Below are 16561 nucleotides of genomic sequence, written 5' to 3' on the forward strand. Positions count from 1 at the left end.
TGAAATGAAAAAGGTAGCTGGCTTTACTTTAATTGAAATTATGGTAGTGGTCGTAATTCTTGCAGTTTTATCATCATTGGCTTATCCATCCTATAGTAATTACCTAAAAAAAGGTTATAGATCAGAAGGGCGTTCTGCCTTGCTGGATATACAAGCCAAGCAAGAGCGCTATTATATGCAAAATTATAAATATACAGGGCTAGATAAGCTAAATGTTACTGAAACCACAGAGAACAATAAATATAAAATAAGTATAGACTTAAGCAAAGATGAAAAAACATTTACTTTAACAGCAGAAAATTTATTTGATGATACTGAGTGCGGCAGCTTCATATTAAATTCGCTCTCTGAAAAGAGCTATACAGGCGTTGGCGACCAAGCTACCTGCTGGTAATAAGGGGGGCTTAAAACTATCTTAAACATACTTAGCGTTTTTTGGTATTTTATCTACTTTGGTCAATAAAACGGCTGACACATGAACATATTATCTGATAGATTAAGCATAATTTTGTTGGAAAAATAGCTCATCCTGCGTGCTAAAAATAGAAATAAGATAATTTCAGGACTAACTCAATGACAATGAAAGCGCTGCCTTATTTGAGAGAAATCGAACTAAAAAAAAGAAAAATTACTGCTTATGATGACTATCCATTTAATATCCCTTCAATAAATAAAATAACCTCATTAAAATTTCATCCTAAAATTACATTTTTTGTAGGTGAGAATGGTAGCGGAAAATCAACGCTACTAGAAGCAATAGCTGTTGCGCTAGGGCTTAACGCAGAGGGCGGAACAAAACAATCTCTCTTTTCAACAAAGAAATCTCACTCTGAATTAAATAAATATATTAAGACGGTCAGAAGTTTTAAATATCCTAAAGACTGGTTCTTTTTGCGAGCCGAAAGTTTCTACAACCTCGCAACCTTTATGGATAATACAGGTTATCACACTTCTTATTCAAACAAATCACTGCATGCGCAATCACATGGTGAGTCTTTTATGGCTACACTATTAGTAAAACTTAAAGGAAGGGGCTTATACTTAATGGATGAACCAGAAGCAGCCTTGTCCCCAACACGTCAATTAGCCGCACTGCAGGCCATTCATAATTTAGTTAAAAATGACTCGCAATTTATTATTGCTACGCATTCACCCATATTGTTAGCTTATCCTGATGCCAAAATATATAGCTTTTCTGATACGGGTATAGAGCCCATTGAATATGAGGATACTGAACACTATGTCATTACTAAGAGTTTCCTCAATAGGCATGAGCAAATGCTAAAGCATCTTTTAGACGATGATACGCAAGAAGAGGATTGAGTAAGGCGCTAGAGGTAAGTAATTATAGTACAAGTGTAATTTAACATAATATCTATTATGGCATACACGCTTTATTTTAAATCCACGTCAATCATCACTAAAAACATGCACACAATCAATCGCTATTCTTGTGTCCGATTTGTTCTCTACGTTCACAAAAGCGGACACAAGAAACGCTCTTTTAATTCATTGACACAGGCGTTTTATCATAAACGGTAGTCATAGCAGCACGACCACTAAATGCTGTAATGCGCTCACCGTCAACATCACAATAAATATCTATGCCACCGTCCATATACTTGCACATTGAAAACGGCACAAAACGAGTACGGCCAGCATCATTAACAAGCGCAACACGCTCATTTTTACCTTTAACATTATCGCCCATAGCAACAAAGCCTGAAACGCGCCAAATAGAAGAAATTACAGGTTCGTTTTTGATAACTGGCTTAGTCTTTGGCTTTTCAACAGTCACAGGTTTAACAGATAAATCATCGCCTTTGAGAGCCGACAAAGCTGACTGATTTCTATCATCTACAACTTGAACAGACTCAGGTTCTGGCGCTGATGAAAAGAAACGAAGAACACCCCAAACACCAAAAAGTAAGAAAACAACAGACATAATGATAGATGCCCAGAGACTAAAGCTTCTGAGCACAGAAACGCGACCGTCTGCCGTACTTTCATCGCCTACATTGCCCGTCTCAGATTTAGTAGCGCTTTTATAATAAGGAAAAATAGAATCCTTAAACCTACCAAAACTTTTACGTAGCAAAGCCGTTTTAGGAGGTCTATGCCCAGTAACAGCACCCGTGTAAATATCAACGCGATAATTACTTTTGCTTATCTTAGAGATCCGAAAAGTAGTCTCTATAAGCGCTCGCGCAAAACTTGAGATCTGACTTAAATCTTGCGTAACAAAAACAATGCGCATCGAGCGCCCTTTGTCATCTACTTTATGCCTATGCTCTGCTAATAACTCCTTATCAGCAAAAGGCGCTTGATCGTCACGCAAACCTGCTGGCCACCGACGCCAAAGCTCATCCAGTACGAACACGCAGCCGTTTTCTGCAAACTGCGCAAGATCAGATGCTTCAAACCAGTCATTTGGCAACTGCCGAATATTGCCACCGAAGTCCATCAAAAGCGCATCAGCATCAAGCGGAATATTAGTAATAACAAGCCTATCTTGCTTAAGACTTGGAATTATTACGTGCTCAACAACACCATAACTTTTACCGTGACCAGGCAACCCTGTATAAGCATGAATAGCCATAAATCACCCAATAAACGGAATGCGACGAAGAATAAAACGAAGCAAGTAAGCCGCAAGAATCACAGTGACACCAAAACCAATAGCGAAAGGTTCAGCAAAATAAGCGATATCACCTGAAATGTTAGAAAACGCACTACCAGCATCTTTGAAAAAATCAGGTACGGGAATAGCGTTAAAAAACTCGACAACACCATCCGCAAACTCTGAAAAAATCCACTCTGGCAACTCTTTAAAAAAATTAATAATTGACTCATAAGCTTCATTAAGCCAATCAAATATCTTGCCAAAAAACTCAGCTATAGCATTAAAAAACTTGTTTAAAGCTTCCATAAATCACCTACGCAGACAAGAAAATACGAATACCTAAAAAAGACCAATCAGCAGATAAAATATTGATTTTCGCCCAAGTGCTAGATGTTACAACTGATGAGATACTCAAGGACGGAGAACAACCACTATCAAAAGACTTAGAGTTTACAATACGAAGAATTCAAGACCTCCCATTAGAACAACAATTGGTAGCAAGAACAGCATTAAGAGGTTTGATACTAGGACTTGAACAAGACGCAATGAGAGCGCAATAATCAGCTCCGCAAGAGTACTTACTTTGTACTCAACTGCGTACACTCGTGGGGGTGTTACAGTTCCCCCACTTTTGCAAAATTTTAGCCGCTAAAAAAAAGTTGAGTTATGGACGATTTAAGAGCAGAGCCAAGAGCACAAAAACATTACAAAAAAGAAAGGCGACTAGCTTATGAAATAGCACTAGGAATCTACATTGGCTTTATGGCCCTTGCATTAACGTCATCATTATTCTGGCTTGTCGTAATATCAATAATGGCTGGAAAGCTTAAGTTCGGCTGATCCTGAGTAGAACACAACGTAAGCGCCCGCAAGCGGTCACTAACGCCGAGATAAATCACGCCCGAGCAGCTAAAGCTACTCGCCCGCTCAACTCGGTTCGTGTGCGAATTGTGTTGAAAGATTTGTGATGATTGAAATGACGTAAAAGTAATTAGGGAAAAGGCGAGGTCGTGTTGACTGAAAATCTAGCGATAACAAAGCCTTATGTAAAAATCTGTTAAATCCAAGTGTCCTTAAAGTTACTTGTAACTTGTCTTGTTACTTGTAACATTAATCGTAGTTTAGGTGCTTAAAGCGTTGGCCAGCTAAATTAATAGTCGCAACTGGATTGCTATTTAAAACAGTATTGTAACAATTTAGGCGATAAATCAAAGAAACATCGACACTTTTAATTGCTGGATTAGTTGCTGGATAACTCAAAATACGCTGAATCTCATCAACCACAGGCTTATGACTAGAATTAACAACTAGCAAATCAGCTTCACCCGAATAGTCACCTCTCAACTTATCCAAATACTGAAGCACAAGCTCTTTTTCTTCATCAGTCATAAAAACATTAACTTGTTTGCGACCTAGTTGCTTTTGTTCACTCCGAAATTTAGCAATACGTTCTGCGCTAGTCATTGGTTTTTTAGCTGTTGTAGTCATGATTAACTCTCCTGTTTTGTTGAGTTAATTATACTATTCGTTACTTGTAACGTAAAGAGTTACTTGTAACAATACTATGCCGTTCGTCGGTTTTAACATGATTATAATTCATTAATAGCGAAAGCAATTAAACGCAAACGATCAACAATAAGATCAAGCTCTTTTGATTCATTATCGAAGTCATGCAAAAGCGCATTAGCTTTGCGCAAATCAGCTATAAGCCGTGGATAATCAGAAAGGACATGCAAGACAGCATCAAGCTGCAAACGCCCTGTAAGAAGCTCACAGCTACGAATTAAATCAGGTGGGATACTAGATAACTGTATTGCCATAATCGCCGTTATATTAAATCTGCTCCGTGTGAAGCGATTTTACTACGCAGATTCAACATAACGACAACCTATTATGGCATACAGGCTTTATTTTAAATCCACGTCCAAAACCTAGTATCTCCGTCAGACAATGATCTACAGATTTAAGGTTTACAAGATTTCAACAGCCTAGATACACCTCTAAAAGACTCTAACATCCTGATCCGATCTGATATTCTCTAAAATTGTGTTGTAGTTAACAGCGGTTAAGCTATTACAAACAATGCCATCACTATTTAGAATTTCAATGTTAAATAAATATTTTTGAGGTTGGCTTTCAATCAAACAGTAATTAGTGAGATTTTGAATCGCCATGTATAGTTCAAAATCCCCTATATAATCAACTGGAGCTTCTCGTACCCCAGACTCAATATAAGTTGAGTATATTGTACTTAGCTCAATTTTTTTATAATTTAAAAAAATTTCCTTTACTTGATATTCAGGTATAGGGTTATCTGAACTTTGCCTATAGAACTCTTGACCTGTTTCAAGAGTTACTTCAATGTTATTACGTTTGTAGTAACTCTGAAAAATATAACGACCATTTTCTCGAATATAATCTCTATCATAATTGCAACCAGTAAAATGAAGGTCGAATCCATAGTTTTCATAATGAATTTGGTTAAATTCAATCATTAAAAAAATGTCAGTAATTTTAAACTCTTTTGAGATAGAGATGAGCTCATCATAGGTTAATCTCTCTAAAGTCCTCTCTTTTTCAGTATTGGTTAAAATTTCAATATTGAACAAATAGTGTTTAGGATTTGTTTCAATATTACACGATGAAGTTAAATTTTGTATCTCCTCGTAAAGGTCAAAATCCCTTAGATACCCTTCTGCTGGAGTACGCCTGCCAGCTTCTACATAAGCATCATAAATTATATCCAAGCTTACTTTTTGGTTATCTATTAGAACATCTTTTATGGTGTAGTTTGGCATAGGGCAATTAGCTGCTGGCATATTATCTATATAATAATACTGTTGCCCAGTTTCTAGTATGACTTCAACTTTTTTATTTTTATAAATTGTCTTAAAAATATAACTTCCGTTCTCACGAATATAACCTTCGCCACTTGCAAAATATAATTCATAGCCAAAGTTTTTATAATAAACCTTAGTAAATTTAATCACTTTAAACACTCTCTATTTTAATTTAGCTAGAACTAGTATCTTCTAAATTAGTTGTTAGTTCTATTTCGTTTTCCATATCAGTAAATTCAGTGATTAATCCGTCTTCCATGCTATCAAGTTCAGCTAATAAACTACGAAAGCTGGTTGATTCTTCATTCTCCGATAATTCTATTTCTGCTCCTGCGGCTAAAAGTGCTGCATTGGCTCGCGCTTGTAGATCGTCAGGAATAGGTTTGTCATCAGCCAACTTGTTTAATGTTGAAGTAGGTTCTACAACTTTTGACGTGGTTTCATTAGCTTCTTCAAACATGCTTTGTAGATGAATAAGATCTGGCAGCTCATCTAATGTCTTTAAATTAAAATAATCTAAAAATGTTTTTGTTGTAGCCAGCATTTCAGGTCGTCCTGGCACATCTCGATAGCCTACAACACGAATCCAATCGCGCTCTAGTAAACTTTTAATAATCTGGCTGTTAATACTTACACCACGTACATCCTCAATTTCACCACGTGTTATAGGTTGGCGATAAGCAATTAAGGCCAAAGTTTCTAACATAGCACGTGAATATTTGGGAGGTTTTTCTTCAAATAATCGATGTGCCCATTTTGCATGTTCCATTCGTATCTGTAAGCGATAACCACTAGCAACTTGTTTAAGTTCTATTGCACGCTTAGCGCAGTCTTTTTCTAGTATGTTTAAAGCCTGTTCTAATTGCTCTTTGCTTGGAGTTTCTACCTCATCAACAAAAAGCTCATGCAATTGATCTAGACTCAAGGCTTTGTTGCTAGCCAGCAAAATAGCTTCTAAGGCACAGGAAAGTTGTCGTGGACTAATCATCATTTGTTCTCATGCGTACATGAATAGCGCTGCACGCTTCATTTTGCACTAATTCTATTAATGCTTCTTTTGTAAGCTCAAGTATTGCCATGAAAGTAACAACTACGCCTAAACGCCCTTCTTCTAGCGTAAATAATTGGCCAAAGGGTACAAATTTTTTATCTTTTAGGCGCTCTAAAATTAAGCTCATACGTTCGCGTGTTGATAAGGTTTCCCGTTCAACTTGATGGCTTTCAAATAAAGCACTGCGCTTTAATACTTCGGCCATAGCTAGCAAGACCTCTTGTAACTCAACCTGAGGAAAGCGCTTTTCAGTTTTAAATTGAGGCAAGTCGGCTTGTGCAAGCACAATATCTCGCTCTAAACGTGGTAGATCATCTAAATCTTCAGCAGCCTGTTTAAAACGCTCGTATTCTTGTAGACGCCTAATCAATTCTGCGCGCGGATCTTCTTCCTCATCTATAACTTCTTCTGAACGAGGCAATAACATACGTGATTTAATTTCTGCCAGCATCGCAGCCATTACCAAGTACTCAGCCGCTAGCTCAAGGCGTACAGTTTTCATTAACTCAACATATCCCATATATTGCTGGGTAATTTGAGCAACAGGAATATCTAAAATATTAATATTTTGCTTACGAATAAGGTATAGCAATAAATCAAGTGGTCCTTCAAAGGCCTCAAGAAAAACTTCAAGCGCATCTGGCGGAATATAGAGATCTAAAGGCAGCTCAGTGACTGCTTCGCCATAGACCAACGCCAAAGGAAGCTGTAGTTGTTCTGAATTAGCTCCCTGCTCCAACGTCATGCATCCTGTTCAAAAGGCGTAGGATCACCGCAGCCTACACGTAAAATTTCGATAGTGTCGTCAACCATGCTAATCACAGTAGAAGGCTCTAGACTGCAATAACCGCCATCAATAATTAAATCAACCTGATTCTCTAATACATCTCGTATTTCATAAGGATCATTCAGCGGCTCATCATGATCTGGCAAAATTAAACTAACACTTAATAAGGGTTCACCTAGCTCGTTTAAAATAGCTTGAGCGATAGGGTTGTTAGGCACACGCAAACCTATAGTACGACGTTTAGGATGCATAAGAATGCGTGGAACTTCGCGTGTAGCATTTAAAATATAAGTGTAAGGGCCTGGTGTATGCGCTTTTAGCAAACGAAACGCTACTGTATCTACCTTGGCATACAAGCCTAACTCAGATAAATCACGGCAAATTAATGTAAAGTTATGTTTATCATCCAAGCGGCGCAGGCGCCGAATACGATCAACCGCCGTTTTATCACCTACACGGCAGCCCAATGCATAAGATGAATCGGTAGGATAGATAATAACACCGCCCTTTTGAATCACCTCAATTACTTGTCGAATAAGGCGTGGCTGGGGGGTTTCAGCATGTATCTGGAAAAACTGTCCCATATTAACTACTCCTTTTACAGCGTACTAATCAGCATTGAAAGTTTTGCCATAATGCAGGCAAATCATTTGCAAATGGCCGATAAACGCCTAATTCTGACCACGGCTTAGGTAAGTGAAAATCGCTACCTGCACTTCCCATCAGTTGAAACTCTCGTGCTAAAATAGATAATACACCCACTTCTTCAGCTGGCTGCATCCCATTAGAGACCTCAAGAGCATGTCCACCTAATGCAGCAAAGTCACTCACTAACCGCCGACGTTTGGTTCGAGTAAAATTATACTGATAAGGATGAGCTAGGCTAATCCAAGCATTAGCTTGATGCAAAGTTTCTAGCACTTGCTCCATACAAGGCCAATGTTGTTTAACGTCACCTACTTTCCCGGCACCTAGCCATTTTCTAAATGCCTCAGAAAAGTCTTTAACATAACCTTGATTGACTAAAAACTGTGCAAAATGAGGACGTGCTGGAGCATTCTCACTCTCACCTCGCTCTGCTTGCACTGCTATAGCACCTTCTAATGCATTACCCATACCTTTTTTAGCTAAACGCTCAGCTATCTCTATTGCCCTACTCCAGCGCGCTTGCTTTAATCTTTCACAGGCTGAAAGAATGGCTGGATCATTCAACCTAAAGTCATAGCCTAAGATATGGACTGTAGCCCCCAGATGGGTGGCTGAAAACTCTATGCCATTTATCAGTTGAATACCTAATTTATTAGCCGTATCACGTGCAAGAGCAAGCCCTTCAACCGTATCATGGTCGGTTAAGGCCAGGACTTTAACACCTTTTTCATAAGCGCGTAGCACTAAGCTATCTGGCGTTAGCACACCATCAGAAGCTGTACTATGACAATGTAAATCAATATCCATGAACTAAAAGGCTTTCGCTAAAGACTAAGAATGCTATTATGCCCTTTTCCACACTAAATGACTTGCATCGTGAAACAGTTTATTGATTTTATTCCGCTTATTCTATTCTTCATTGTTTTCAAATTAGATCCTCGTACAGTTGATCTATTGGGTTATAGCTTTCAACTGGGCGGTATTTTTAGCGCAACAGAGGTCTTAATTGCCAGCTCATTACTGGTATACGGGGCTTTATGGATAAAACAAAAACGCTTAGAACGTAATCAAGTTATTACATTAGTCGCTTGTTTATTTTTTGGTGGTCTAACTATTGCGTTTCATAGTGAGACTTTCTTGAAATGGAAAGCCCCTATTGTTAACTGGATCTTTGCACTTATTTTCTTAGGCAGCTTATTTGTAGCGGGGAAAACGCCACTCATTAAGCGAATGATGGGACACGCCATTAATCTGCCAGATGCTGTTTGGTACAAGCTAAATATTGCATGGACAATTTTCTTTATTTTCAGCGGTGCTGCAAACTTATTTGTTGCCTTTACTTTTCCCTCAATCTGGGTAGATTTCAAGGTTTTTGGCAGCTTGGCTATGACGATTGTGTTTATGATTGCTCAAGGAGTTTATATGGCGCGTCATATTCAAGAGCCACCTAAACAAGAAAATAAAGAGGACTAACGCTAATGATGCTGTATGCCATTATTGCTACTGACAACCCAAATACACTAGAACATCGCTTAGCTGCACGGCCTGCACACTTGGCTCGACTACAAGCCCTACAAGAGGCAGGTCGCTTAGTACTCGCTGGTCCTCACCCCGCAATTGACAGTGATAACCCTGGTGCTGCTGGTTTTACTGGCAGTTTAGTCGTTGCAGAGTTTACATCATTAGCCGCTGCACAGCAGTGGGCAAACGATGACCCGTACTGCGAAGCCAATGTGTATGCTCACGTGCAGGTTAAACCCTTCAAACAAGTTTTTCCATAGCTTATGAATAGTGTTCTTCTTGTTGATGATGATATTGAACTGTGCGAGCTTTTGAGCCATTGGCTTACACAAGAAGGCTTTCAAGTGAGCTGCTGTCATGATACGCAAAGTGCGCAACAGCAATTATTAAAATTTCAGCCAGACATCACCATTCTTGATGTTATGCTGCCTGATGGTAGTGGGCTTGAGCTATTACGAAATTTACGCAAAAACTATGCGCAACTTCCTATATTAATGCTTTCTGCTCGTGGCGAACCTTTAGACCGGACCTTAGGTTTAGAACTGGGTGCTGACGATTACATGGCAAAACCTTGTGACCCAAGAGAACTCACCGCTCGTTTACGCGCTTTGTTACGACGTAGCTCAACAACAACGACTACACAAGAACATAAAAAAATCGAAATAGATGATTTGCTTTTTATTCCCTCCCGCGGCTTGGTATACATTAATGAAGAAGAAATTAGCCTAACAGTCTCAGAAGGACGCCTGCTAGAAGCCTTACTTGAACATCCAGGGGATATTATTGATAAGCAGCGACTATCATTGCATGCTCTTGAACGCAAATTAACATTATATGATCGCAGCCTAGATATGCATGTCAGTAACTTGCGTAAAAAACTAGGCCCACATAAAGATGGGTCAGCGCGTATTGCAGTGCTGCGAGGTCGCGGCTATTTCTACAGTAGGTAATCTTTACACAAGCTTTACATCTAGCTGACAGCACTTGACCTTTACTTCGCCATACTCTTAGCCACGAAATGATTCTAAGCAAGAGGATTTAACCATGCGTACTTCAATTATCGCTTTAGCTATTGCTAGCCTTTTACCCTTGTCAGGCATGGCCCAACCTATGATGGGGCACTCATCACAGCATAATGCTTGTATGAATGATGGTGCTGCATGCAACTCAATAAACATGCAAGGAAAACACCGCAGCGACTGGCATAATAAAGGTCAAGCTCGTTACCAAAATCACCGCCAAACAATGTTTAACAGCTTAAATTTAACCCCAGAACAAGAAGCAGCTTTCAATAAAGAAATGCAAGCCAATAGAGCTCAGCACCAACATATTCGTAGCCAATATACGCATCCTATGACAGAGCAACAACGTCAAAAAATGCGTGCTGAACATATGCAGCAAAGCACTGCTGCTCATCAGCGTATGCGTGAAGTACTAAACGCTGAGCAAAAAGTTGAATTTGATAAAATTACGTCCCAGCGTCGTATTGATAATATGCAACGCATGCAAGATCGCCAAAACTATCGCAGTACACATTATGGGCAAGGTCATCGTGGTAACCATCGTATGAATAGCCAACACCCCCATTTTTCTAACTTAAACTTAACGCCCGAACAACAAGCTGCCTTTGATAAAGAAATTCAATCAAGCGTTGAAAAACACCAAGCAGTTCGTGATAAATACATACCTAAATTAAGCCAAGAACAGCGCCAATCAATGCTGGATGAAAAGCAAAAGATCCGTACTGAAACCCAGGAAAAGTTACGCGCAATTTTAACCATAGAGCAACAGGCTGAATTTGACAAACTACAAACTCAAATGAATCGTCAAGCTAATTCTGCGAGTACGACCTCAGCTAAATAATAAATATCTAGGGCTAAACTATGCGTACATTATTTTGGAGAGTTTTTGCTGCATTTTGTTTAGCCCTAGTTTTAGTTATTGGCTTAACCTTTGCCATTGCACAAATATTTAATACAGAACAATGGTTACTCAATAGTCATCCTGCCTTTAACCGCTTAACCACAACATGGTTAGCGTATTATGAGTCAGGTGATGAGCGCGCTGCTCGCGCCCTACTGCAGCAACGGCGAAAACAATTTAACTTAGAAACACAGGTTTTTGATATCAACAGCCGTCCTGTATCTATTGATAATAGCCGTGGACACGGACATGGCATGCATAGAGGGCGCTGGCTTCGTATTACACAGGAAGTTAGTTCTAATACTGGACAAGAATATCTTTTTGTATATCGGCTACCAAATGAACAAATTAGTGCATGGCAGCGCGGAAACTGGATTATTCCAGCCAGTCTGGCAACTATCGCTTTTTTAGTTCTCATCAGTGTTAGCTTTTGGTTAACCACCTCAATCACACGCCCTATTAATAAATTACGCCATGCTGTACATGAGCTTGGACAATCAAGCTATCAGCAAGCAGGTTTGCAATCTTTAACTTACCGAGCGGATGAACTGGGAGTTTTAGCACGTGATTTTAACGCTATGGGAATGCGTCTTCAGACAACATTAGCCCAACAAAAACAACTTCTGCGTGATGTCTCACACGAACTACGCTCGCCTTTAGCACGCTTACGAATTTCAATGGCACTTGCTCAGCGCGCCGAGCAACAACAGCTTAATGATATGTGGCCAAAGTTAGAGCGTGAGTGTGACCGCCTTGATACGCTAATTGGCGAGATTTTAGCCCTAGCCCGGCTTGATAACCATGTGGAAGACAAGCAACTTATAAACCTAAACTTACTCTTTCAGCACATGAAAGAGGATGCTCTGATACTAGCACCAGAACAAAACATTCAAATTAACTGCGATAAAAACTTAACTTTTACTGGTTGCCAGCAACTATTAGAGCAGGCATTAAATAACTTACTGAACAATGCCTTACGTTTTAACCCTACAAACAAAACAATTGAAATCAGGGCATTTTTAGATGCAGGCCATCTGCTCATTCATATTCAAGATGAAGGGCCTGGGGTTGCACCTGAATTATTAGATAAATTGGCTGAGCCATTTTTTCGAGCGCCTAATCAACATGCGCAAGGTTATGGTCTAGGATTAGCCATCGCTCGGCGTGCCATTGAGCAGCATAATGGCACTTTGAGCTTTAAAAATGCAGGAAAAGGCGGACTACTAGCAGAGATCAAGCTACCTTTTAGCGCCAATTAGTTAGAAATTTTGATAAATCAACATCAGGAACGCTTCTGGGTGTGGTTAGATTATTCCCTAAATAGATAAAGCCTACTATTTTTTCTTCAGGCTTCAGTTCTAACGCTGTTAAAACGGCTTGGCTACTTATCATATCGCCTGTACGCCAAATAGCCCCTAAGCCTTGTGCAAAAGCCGACTGCAGTATGCTATGAGCAGCACAGCCTGCGGCTAATAACTGGTCTAACGAGGTTACCTTATGATCCTGTTTTGGTGTGAATATCACAGCAACCACCAGTGGGGCACGCAGTAATAAACCTTTGGTTTTTTCTATTTTTTCCGTACTTATACCTGGCTCTTGCTGCATAAGCTCATCTGCGAAAATTTGGCTCAACTTATTCCGCGCTTCACCTTCAATAGAGATAAATCGCCATGGTTGCAACAACCCATGATCAGGCGCTCTCATAGCTGCCTTAAACAATAAGGTGCGTTGCTCTGCAGTTGGTGCAGGTTCGCTCAAGCGTGCTGAGGATGTACGTGTTAAAAGTAAGTCCATCGCTTGCATATAAAACTACCTCAATCGAAAAAAGAGTTATGCCACTTTATCAGGTGATAAATTAGGTTCAAGTGGTGGATCTATCGGAGGTAAGCCATGAGCTGCTCGAGCCTGATCACAATGCGGATTCTTCTGCCCAAACTCCCAAGAAGCCTCAAAATCTCTACAGGTACTAGAACGTTGCTCATACATAGTACAGCGAACGCCCTCACCAACATTCCCCATTAAACAACTACATCGAGCCGGCTTTTCCGTAGTCCCCTGCATTGCAACATAGGTAGGTGATATCGAAATAACCTTCTCATCTGGCACTGTACCGCCAGCAGACTGGCATTCACCCCAGAAAAAAGAAACACGAAAGTGAGCGCAACAAGCGCCGCAAGTTAGACATGGATTAGACATAGTAGATTTAACTATATAGTTACTGATCACATCAGCAGGGTTACATTTTACGCTAGAGTTGTTAAAGTAACAAAATATTGATCAATTCTTTAATAATTGAACTATAATGCCAAACAGTCGCTAACCAATACGTGATGCTCATCTAAGGGATCAGATGCCAATATCATCCTTACTGAAAAATATAAACCAGCTGCCAAGTCTTGCACGGCGGACGCACAACATGCGCTATGGTGCCTATTTAACACTAGCGTCCATGTTGGTAGCCTTCCAATTTACCAGCTCACCATTACCTGAGTACTCACTATTTTTCGTATTATATTGTTTGCTATTTCCACAGGCACTCAATGCCATTTGCTATATATTACGCAAAGACAGCAACATCACTGTCATTTTCATGCTTGAACTATTACAAACAGGCTTTATTGTTTCAATTACAGGGTTTTCTGTAGTACCTGTTTTAATAATGGCATTAATGATTTCCTTTCACTTTATTGTAAGCCGTGGATTCTATGGCTTAACTACTATGTATCTATCCTTTGCCTTAGGCAACTTACTGGGTTACTTAGTATTAGATGTACCTCTTGACTTAGACACACCTTTTCTAGTTTCTGTTGTAGGAATTACGTTAACAGCGCTCTACTTAGCCCTCTATGGTTATTACATTTTCTTGCAAAGCTTTTATCTACAAGAAGTACAACGCAAACTATCTATTGAAAAAGAAAAAGCAGCTGCCCTAGCCAGAAACTTGTCTAAGTATCTATCACCACAAATCTGGCAAATGATTTTCTCAGGTAAAAAAACAGTCAAACTTGAAACTCAACGTAAAAAATTAACGATATTTTTCTCTGACATAAAGGAATTCACCCTTGTCTCTGAGGAGCTTGAAGCCGAAGCGCTAACCGACTTACTTAATAGCTACTTTACTGAAATGGCTAAAATAGCACTTAAATATGGTGGAACCATTGATAAGTTTGTTGGTGATTGCATCATGATTTTTTTCGGTGACCCTAATAGCAAAGGCACTAAAAAAGATGCTATTGCAGCAGTCTCTATGGCAATAGAAATGCGTGACCGAATGAAATCTTTGCGCGATAAATGGCGCGCGCAAGGTATTGAAAAACCATTAGAGGTACGAATGGGGTTAAGTACAGGCTTTTGTACTGTTGGTAACTTTGGCGCAGCAACACGCATGGACTACACCATTATTGGTCGCGAAGTTAACTTAGCCAGTCGACTTGAAAGTGCTGCCTCCGCTGGTTCTATATTAATTTCCTATGAAACCTATTCGCTAGTAAAAGATCACATCACTTGCCGTGACAGCGGTGAAATTATTGTAAGAGGTTTCAGCCGCCCTATTCGCACTTATGAAGTAATAGGCTTTAAGCAGCAGTCCGAAACTAACTTCTCTTATTTTGAGCATCAACAAGTGGGATTTTCTCTGTACTTAGATTCGGGCAATGTTTCCAATAAAGAAGCTGTCATTGAAGCACTAAAAGAAGCCACCCAACGACTAGAAAACCAATAAAGATAGACTAACTAAGTTGAACTTATAAAGTTTTTTGCTTGTTCTAAAGTAAAAGGCCAATTAAGTTCAGCGCCTGTCTGTGAGTTTTTTAAAACAGGAATTCTTAAGCTATAGGCGTCAAAATACTGAGTTTCTTCTGCAATATCAATTAACTCTACTCTTATACTGGCAGTTATCAATTGCGCTAAAATCTGCTCGGCTACTTCACATAGATGACAACCCTGTGTGCCCATCAACTGAAAAAACATCATAAACGTATTACTCAATAATAAATAACATTAGTATATGGCCTAAACACTAGGCTGAAATGTATGGATAAAACGGAAGTCCCCACTCTTTTGACTCTGGCGTTTTTAGCATAACGCCCACAAACACATACAAACAATCAGTTAAAAAATTACATGCATCTTTTAATTGCTCACGATTAGCACTGCTATTATATGTAGAACCACCGTGAAAAATTTGGTTGCGTAATGTATATAAACGTTCAAAAATAACCGCTAAAACTGACTCTAAATCATGATTACTCAAGTAAATATTAGCTTTTCTTTTTGACTCTTGAAATGCATCCAACCACTCCTGTTCTGAAATTAAGTTATTTTTAAAATTCCAGAATGGCTGAAAAATATACTCATTATTGAGCAGTAAGCGAATACTGCCTGAGTACTTATTCCAAACTAACAAGTTAATTTCTTGATGTGCCTTCCTATTAACTAGGCTAATAAAGTCTCTAAAACTTAAACGCTCACTCGGTGAAGTAATATTTAGCTTATCTTTAGCATAAGCGGCATTAAATGCAATCCATAAGCTTATAAAACGTATATCAAGGTCAGCCTCAGATTGATCAGCCTTTTTTAACCAACTTAAACATCTATGAATTCTTAACCTAAGATGATCTGGAATTTTTTCAGATAACAGCTGAAAATTATTAAATAGCTCCTCTAACGTCATATCATTCCCTAACATTACTCAAACATTTAAGAATTAATGTACGTGCTAAGCAAACAAAAGGCAATCTTGATTCCTAGCGGCACTAACTTTTTATCTAAAAATAAACCAAAGATCCTCAGTATTTTTTATGAACATAAAAAAATCCCAGCCTATTGCTAAGCTGGGATTTTGTTTTAGGCGCTTGACGGTGACCTACTCTCACATGGGGAGACCCCACACTACCATCGGCGATACATCGTTTCACTTCTGAGTTCGGGATGGGATCAGGTGGTTCCAATGCTCTATGTTCGTCAAGCAATTCTTTTCGAGTTCTCGCTAGGCGCTAACTCAGATTCGGTATGTGTATAGTATCAGGTATTTGCAGTTCACAGAACTTTTGGTTGTATCTTTTCAACTACCCAAATTGTTTGGGTGTTATATGGTCAAGCCTCACGGGCAATTAGTACTGGTTAGCTCAACGCCTCACAACGCTTACACACCCAGCCTATCAACGTCG

21 protein-coding genes and 2 rRNA genes are annotated in these 16561 nt (G+C 39.3%); 8 read left to right on the forward strand and 15 right to left on the reverse strand.

Annotated elements, in window-relative coordinates; genetic code table 11:
* Nucleotides 1-4 precede the first annotated feature (4 nt).
* Together VQ643_RS01130 and VQ643_RS01135 are read left to right on the forward strand one after the other, a co-directional pair.
* Nucleotides 5-394, forward strand: coding sequence for a type IV pilin protein (locus VQ643_RS01130; RefSeq protein ID WP_414197401.1), 390 nt, complete (start codon nt 5-7; stop codon nt 392-394).
* A 179-nt stretch (nt 395-573) separates the two neighbouring features.
* Nucleotides 574-1323 carry an AAA family ATPase gene (locus VQ643_RS01135; RefSeq protein ID WP_414197402.1) on the forward strand — a complete coding sequence of 250 codons (750 nt, stop codon included), beginning with the start codon at nt 574-576 and terminating at the stop codon, nt 1321-1323.
* A gap of 181 nt (nt 1324-1504) precedes the next feature.
* On the opposite strand, the gene VQ643_RS01140 is transcribed toward VQ643_RS01135, so the two are convergent.
* From VQ643_RS01140 to VQ643_RS01180, 9 genes are all read right to left on the reverse strand, one after another.
* A complete protein-coding gene (locus VQ643_RS01140; RefSeq protein ID WP_414197403.1) occupies nt 1505-2599 on the reverse strand; it encodes a zonular occludens toxin domain-containing protein in 1095 nt (364 codons plus the stop codon).
* A 3-nt stretch (nt 2600-2602) separates the two neighbouring features.
* Nucleotides 2603-2929 (reverse strand): hypothetical protein, encoded by a 327-nt coding sequence (locus tag VQ643_RS01145; RefSeq protein WP_414197405.1) that lies wholly within the window; start codon nt 2927-2929, stop codon nt 2603-2605.
* Nucleotides 2930-3733: 804 nt separating this feature from the next.
* Nucleotides 3734-4111, reverse strand: coding sequence for a hypothetical protein (locus VQ643_RS01150; protein ID WP_414197407.1), 378 nt, complete (start codon nt 4109-4111; stop codon nt 3734-3736).
* Nucleotides 4112-4212: 101 nt separating this feature from the next.
* A complete protein-coding gene (locus tag VQ643_RS01155) occupies nt 4213-4443 on the reverse strand; it encodes a DASH complex subunit Dad3 (protein ID WP_414197408.1) in 231 nt (76 codons plus the stop codon).
* 180 nt (nt 4444-4623) lie between these two features.
* On the reverse strand, nt 4624-5613 hold the full coding sequence (locus VQ643_RS01160) for a hypothetical protein (RefSeq protein ID WP_414197410.1): 990 nt from the start codon (nt 5611-5613) through the stop codon (nt 4624-4626).
* A gap of 22 nt (nt 5614-5635) precedes the next feature.
* Nucleotides 5636-6454 carry an SMC-Scp complex subunit ScpB gene (scpB, locus tag VQ643_RS01165; protein WP_414197411.1) on the reverse strand — a complete coding sequence of 273 codons (819 nt, stop codon included), beginning with the start codon at nt 6452-6454 and terminating at the stop codon, nt 5636-5638.
* A complete protein-coding gene (locus tag VQ643_RS01170; protein WP_414197413.1) occupies nt 6444-7259 on the reverse strand; it encodes a segregation and condensation protein A in 816 nt (271 codons plus the stop codon). The genes scpB and VQ643_RS01170 overlap by 11 nt, the downstream gene beginning before the upstream one ends.
* On the reverse strand, nt 7256-7885 hold the full coding sequence (locus tag VQ643_RS01175; RefSeq protein ID WP_414197415.1) for an L-threonylcarbamoyladenylate synthase: 630 nt from the start codon (nt 7883-7885) through the stop codon (nt 7256-7258). The genes VQ643_RS01170 and VQ643_RS01175 overlap by 4 nt, the downstream gene beginning before the upstream one ends.
* Before the next feature lie 28 nt (nt 7886-7913).
* Complete coding sequence (locus VQ643_RS01180) at nt 7914-8756, reverse strand: PHP domain-containing protein (protein WP_414197416.1); 843 nt, start codon at nt 8754-8756, stop codon at nt 7914-7916.
* Between the two features lie 69 nt (nt 8757-8825).
* On the opposite strand from VQ643_RS01180, the gene VQ643_RS01185 reads away from it, so the two are divergent.
* From VQ643_RS01185 to VQ643_RS01205, 5 genes are all read left to right on the forward strand, one after another.
* Nucleotides 8826-9422 carry a septation protein A gene (locus VQ643_RS01185; RefSeq protein WP_414197418.1) on the forward strand — a complete coding sequence of 199 codons (597 nt, stop codon included), beginning with the start codon at nt 8826-8828 and terminating at the stop codon, nt 9420-9422.
* 8 nt (nt 9423-9430) lie between these two features.
* Nucleotides 9431-9730 (forward strand): YciI family protein, encoded by a 300-nt coding sequence (locus tag VQ643_RS01190; protein WP_414197442.1) that lies wholly within the window; start codon nt 9431-9433, stop codon nt 9728-9730.
* 3 nt (nt 9731-9733) lie between these two features.
* Nucleotides 9734-10420 carry a response regulator transcription factor gene (locus VQ643_RS01195; RefSeq protein WP_414197420.1) on the forward strand — a complete coding sequence of 229 codons (687 nt, stop codon included), beginning with the start codon at nt 9734-9736 and terminating at the stop codon, nt 10418-10420.
* 94 nt (nt 10421-10514) lie between these two features.
* The gene (locus VQ643_RS01200) at nt 10515-11333 is read left to right on the forward strand and encodes a Spy/CpxP family protein refolding chaperone (RefSeq protein ID WP_414197422.1); all 819 of its coding nucleotides are present in this window, start codon (nt 10515-10517) and stop codon (nt 11331-11333) included.
* 20 nt (nt 11334-11353) lie between these two features.
* The gene (locus VQ643_RS01205; protein WP_414197424.1) at nt 11354-12652 is read left to right on the forward strand and encodes an ATP-binding protein; all 1299 of its coding nucleotides are present in this window, start codon (nt 11354-11356) and stop codon (nt 12650-12652) included.
* On the opposite strand, the gene VQ643_RS01210 is transcribed toward VQ643_RS01205, so the two are convergent.
* Both VQ643_RS01210 and VQ643_RS01215 read right to left on the reverse strand, forming a co-directional pair.
* Nucleotides 12639-13196, reverse strand: coding sequence for a nitroreductase family protein (locus VQ643_RS01210; RefSeq protein ID WP_414197426.1), 558 nt, complete (start codon nt 13194-13196; stop codon nt 12639-12641). The two genes, VQ643_RS01205 and VQ643_RS01210, sit on opposite strands and share 14 nt — an antisense overlap.
* 27 nt (nt 13197-13223) lie before the next feature.
* Entirely contained in the window at nt 13224-13589 is a 366-nt protein-coding gene (locus tag VQ643_RS01215) for a YkgJ family cysteine cluster protein (RefSeq protein ID WP_414197428.1), read from the reverse strand.
* Nucleotides 13590-13809: 220 nt separating this feature from the next.
* Between VQ643_RS01215 and VQ643_RS01220 the strand changes: the two genes are divergently transcribed.
* The gene (locus tag VQ643_RS01220) at nt 13810-15114 is read left to right on the forward strand and encodes an adenylate/guanylate cyclase domain-containing protein (protein ID WP_414197430.1); all 1305 of its coding nucleotides are present in this window, start codon (nt 13810-13812) and stop codon (nt 15112-15114) included.
* Between the two features lie 11 nt (nt 15115-15125).
* Here the strand turns inward: VQ643_RS01220 and VQ643_RS01225 are convergent, their stop codons facing one another.
* The 4 genes from VQ643_RS01225 to VQ643_RS01240 form a co-directional block, all read right to left on the reverse strand.
* Nucleotides 15126-15365 (reverse strand): glutaredoxin family protein, encoded by a 240-nt coding sequence (locus VQ643_RS01225; RefSeq protein ID WP_414197432.1) that lies wholly within the window; start codon nt 15363-15365, stop codon nt 15126-15128.
* A gap of 46 nt (nt 15366-15411) precedes the next feature.
* Nucleotides 15412-16065, reverse strand: a complete 654-nt coding sequence (locus VQ643_RS01230; protein ID WP_414197434.1) for a hypothetical protein — start codon at nt 16063-16065, stop codon at nt 15412-15414.
* A 179-nt stretch (nt 16066-16244) separates the two neighbouring features.
* Nucleotides 16245-16360, reverse strand: a 5S ribosomal RNA gene (gene rrf / locus VQ643_RS01235).
* Nucleotides 16361-16483: 123 nt separating this feature from the next.
* Nucleotides 16484-16561 (reverse strand): 23S ribosomal RNA (locus tag VQ643_RS01240); the annotation flags it as partial.

This window comes from Pseudomonas sp. F1_0610, from assembly GCF_047470865.1.
Lineage (GTDB): Bacteria > Pseudomonadota > Gammaproteobacteria > Pseudomonadales > Pseudomonadaceae > JAZDRH01.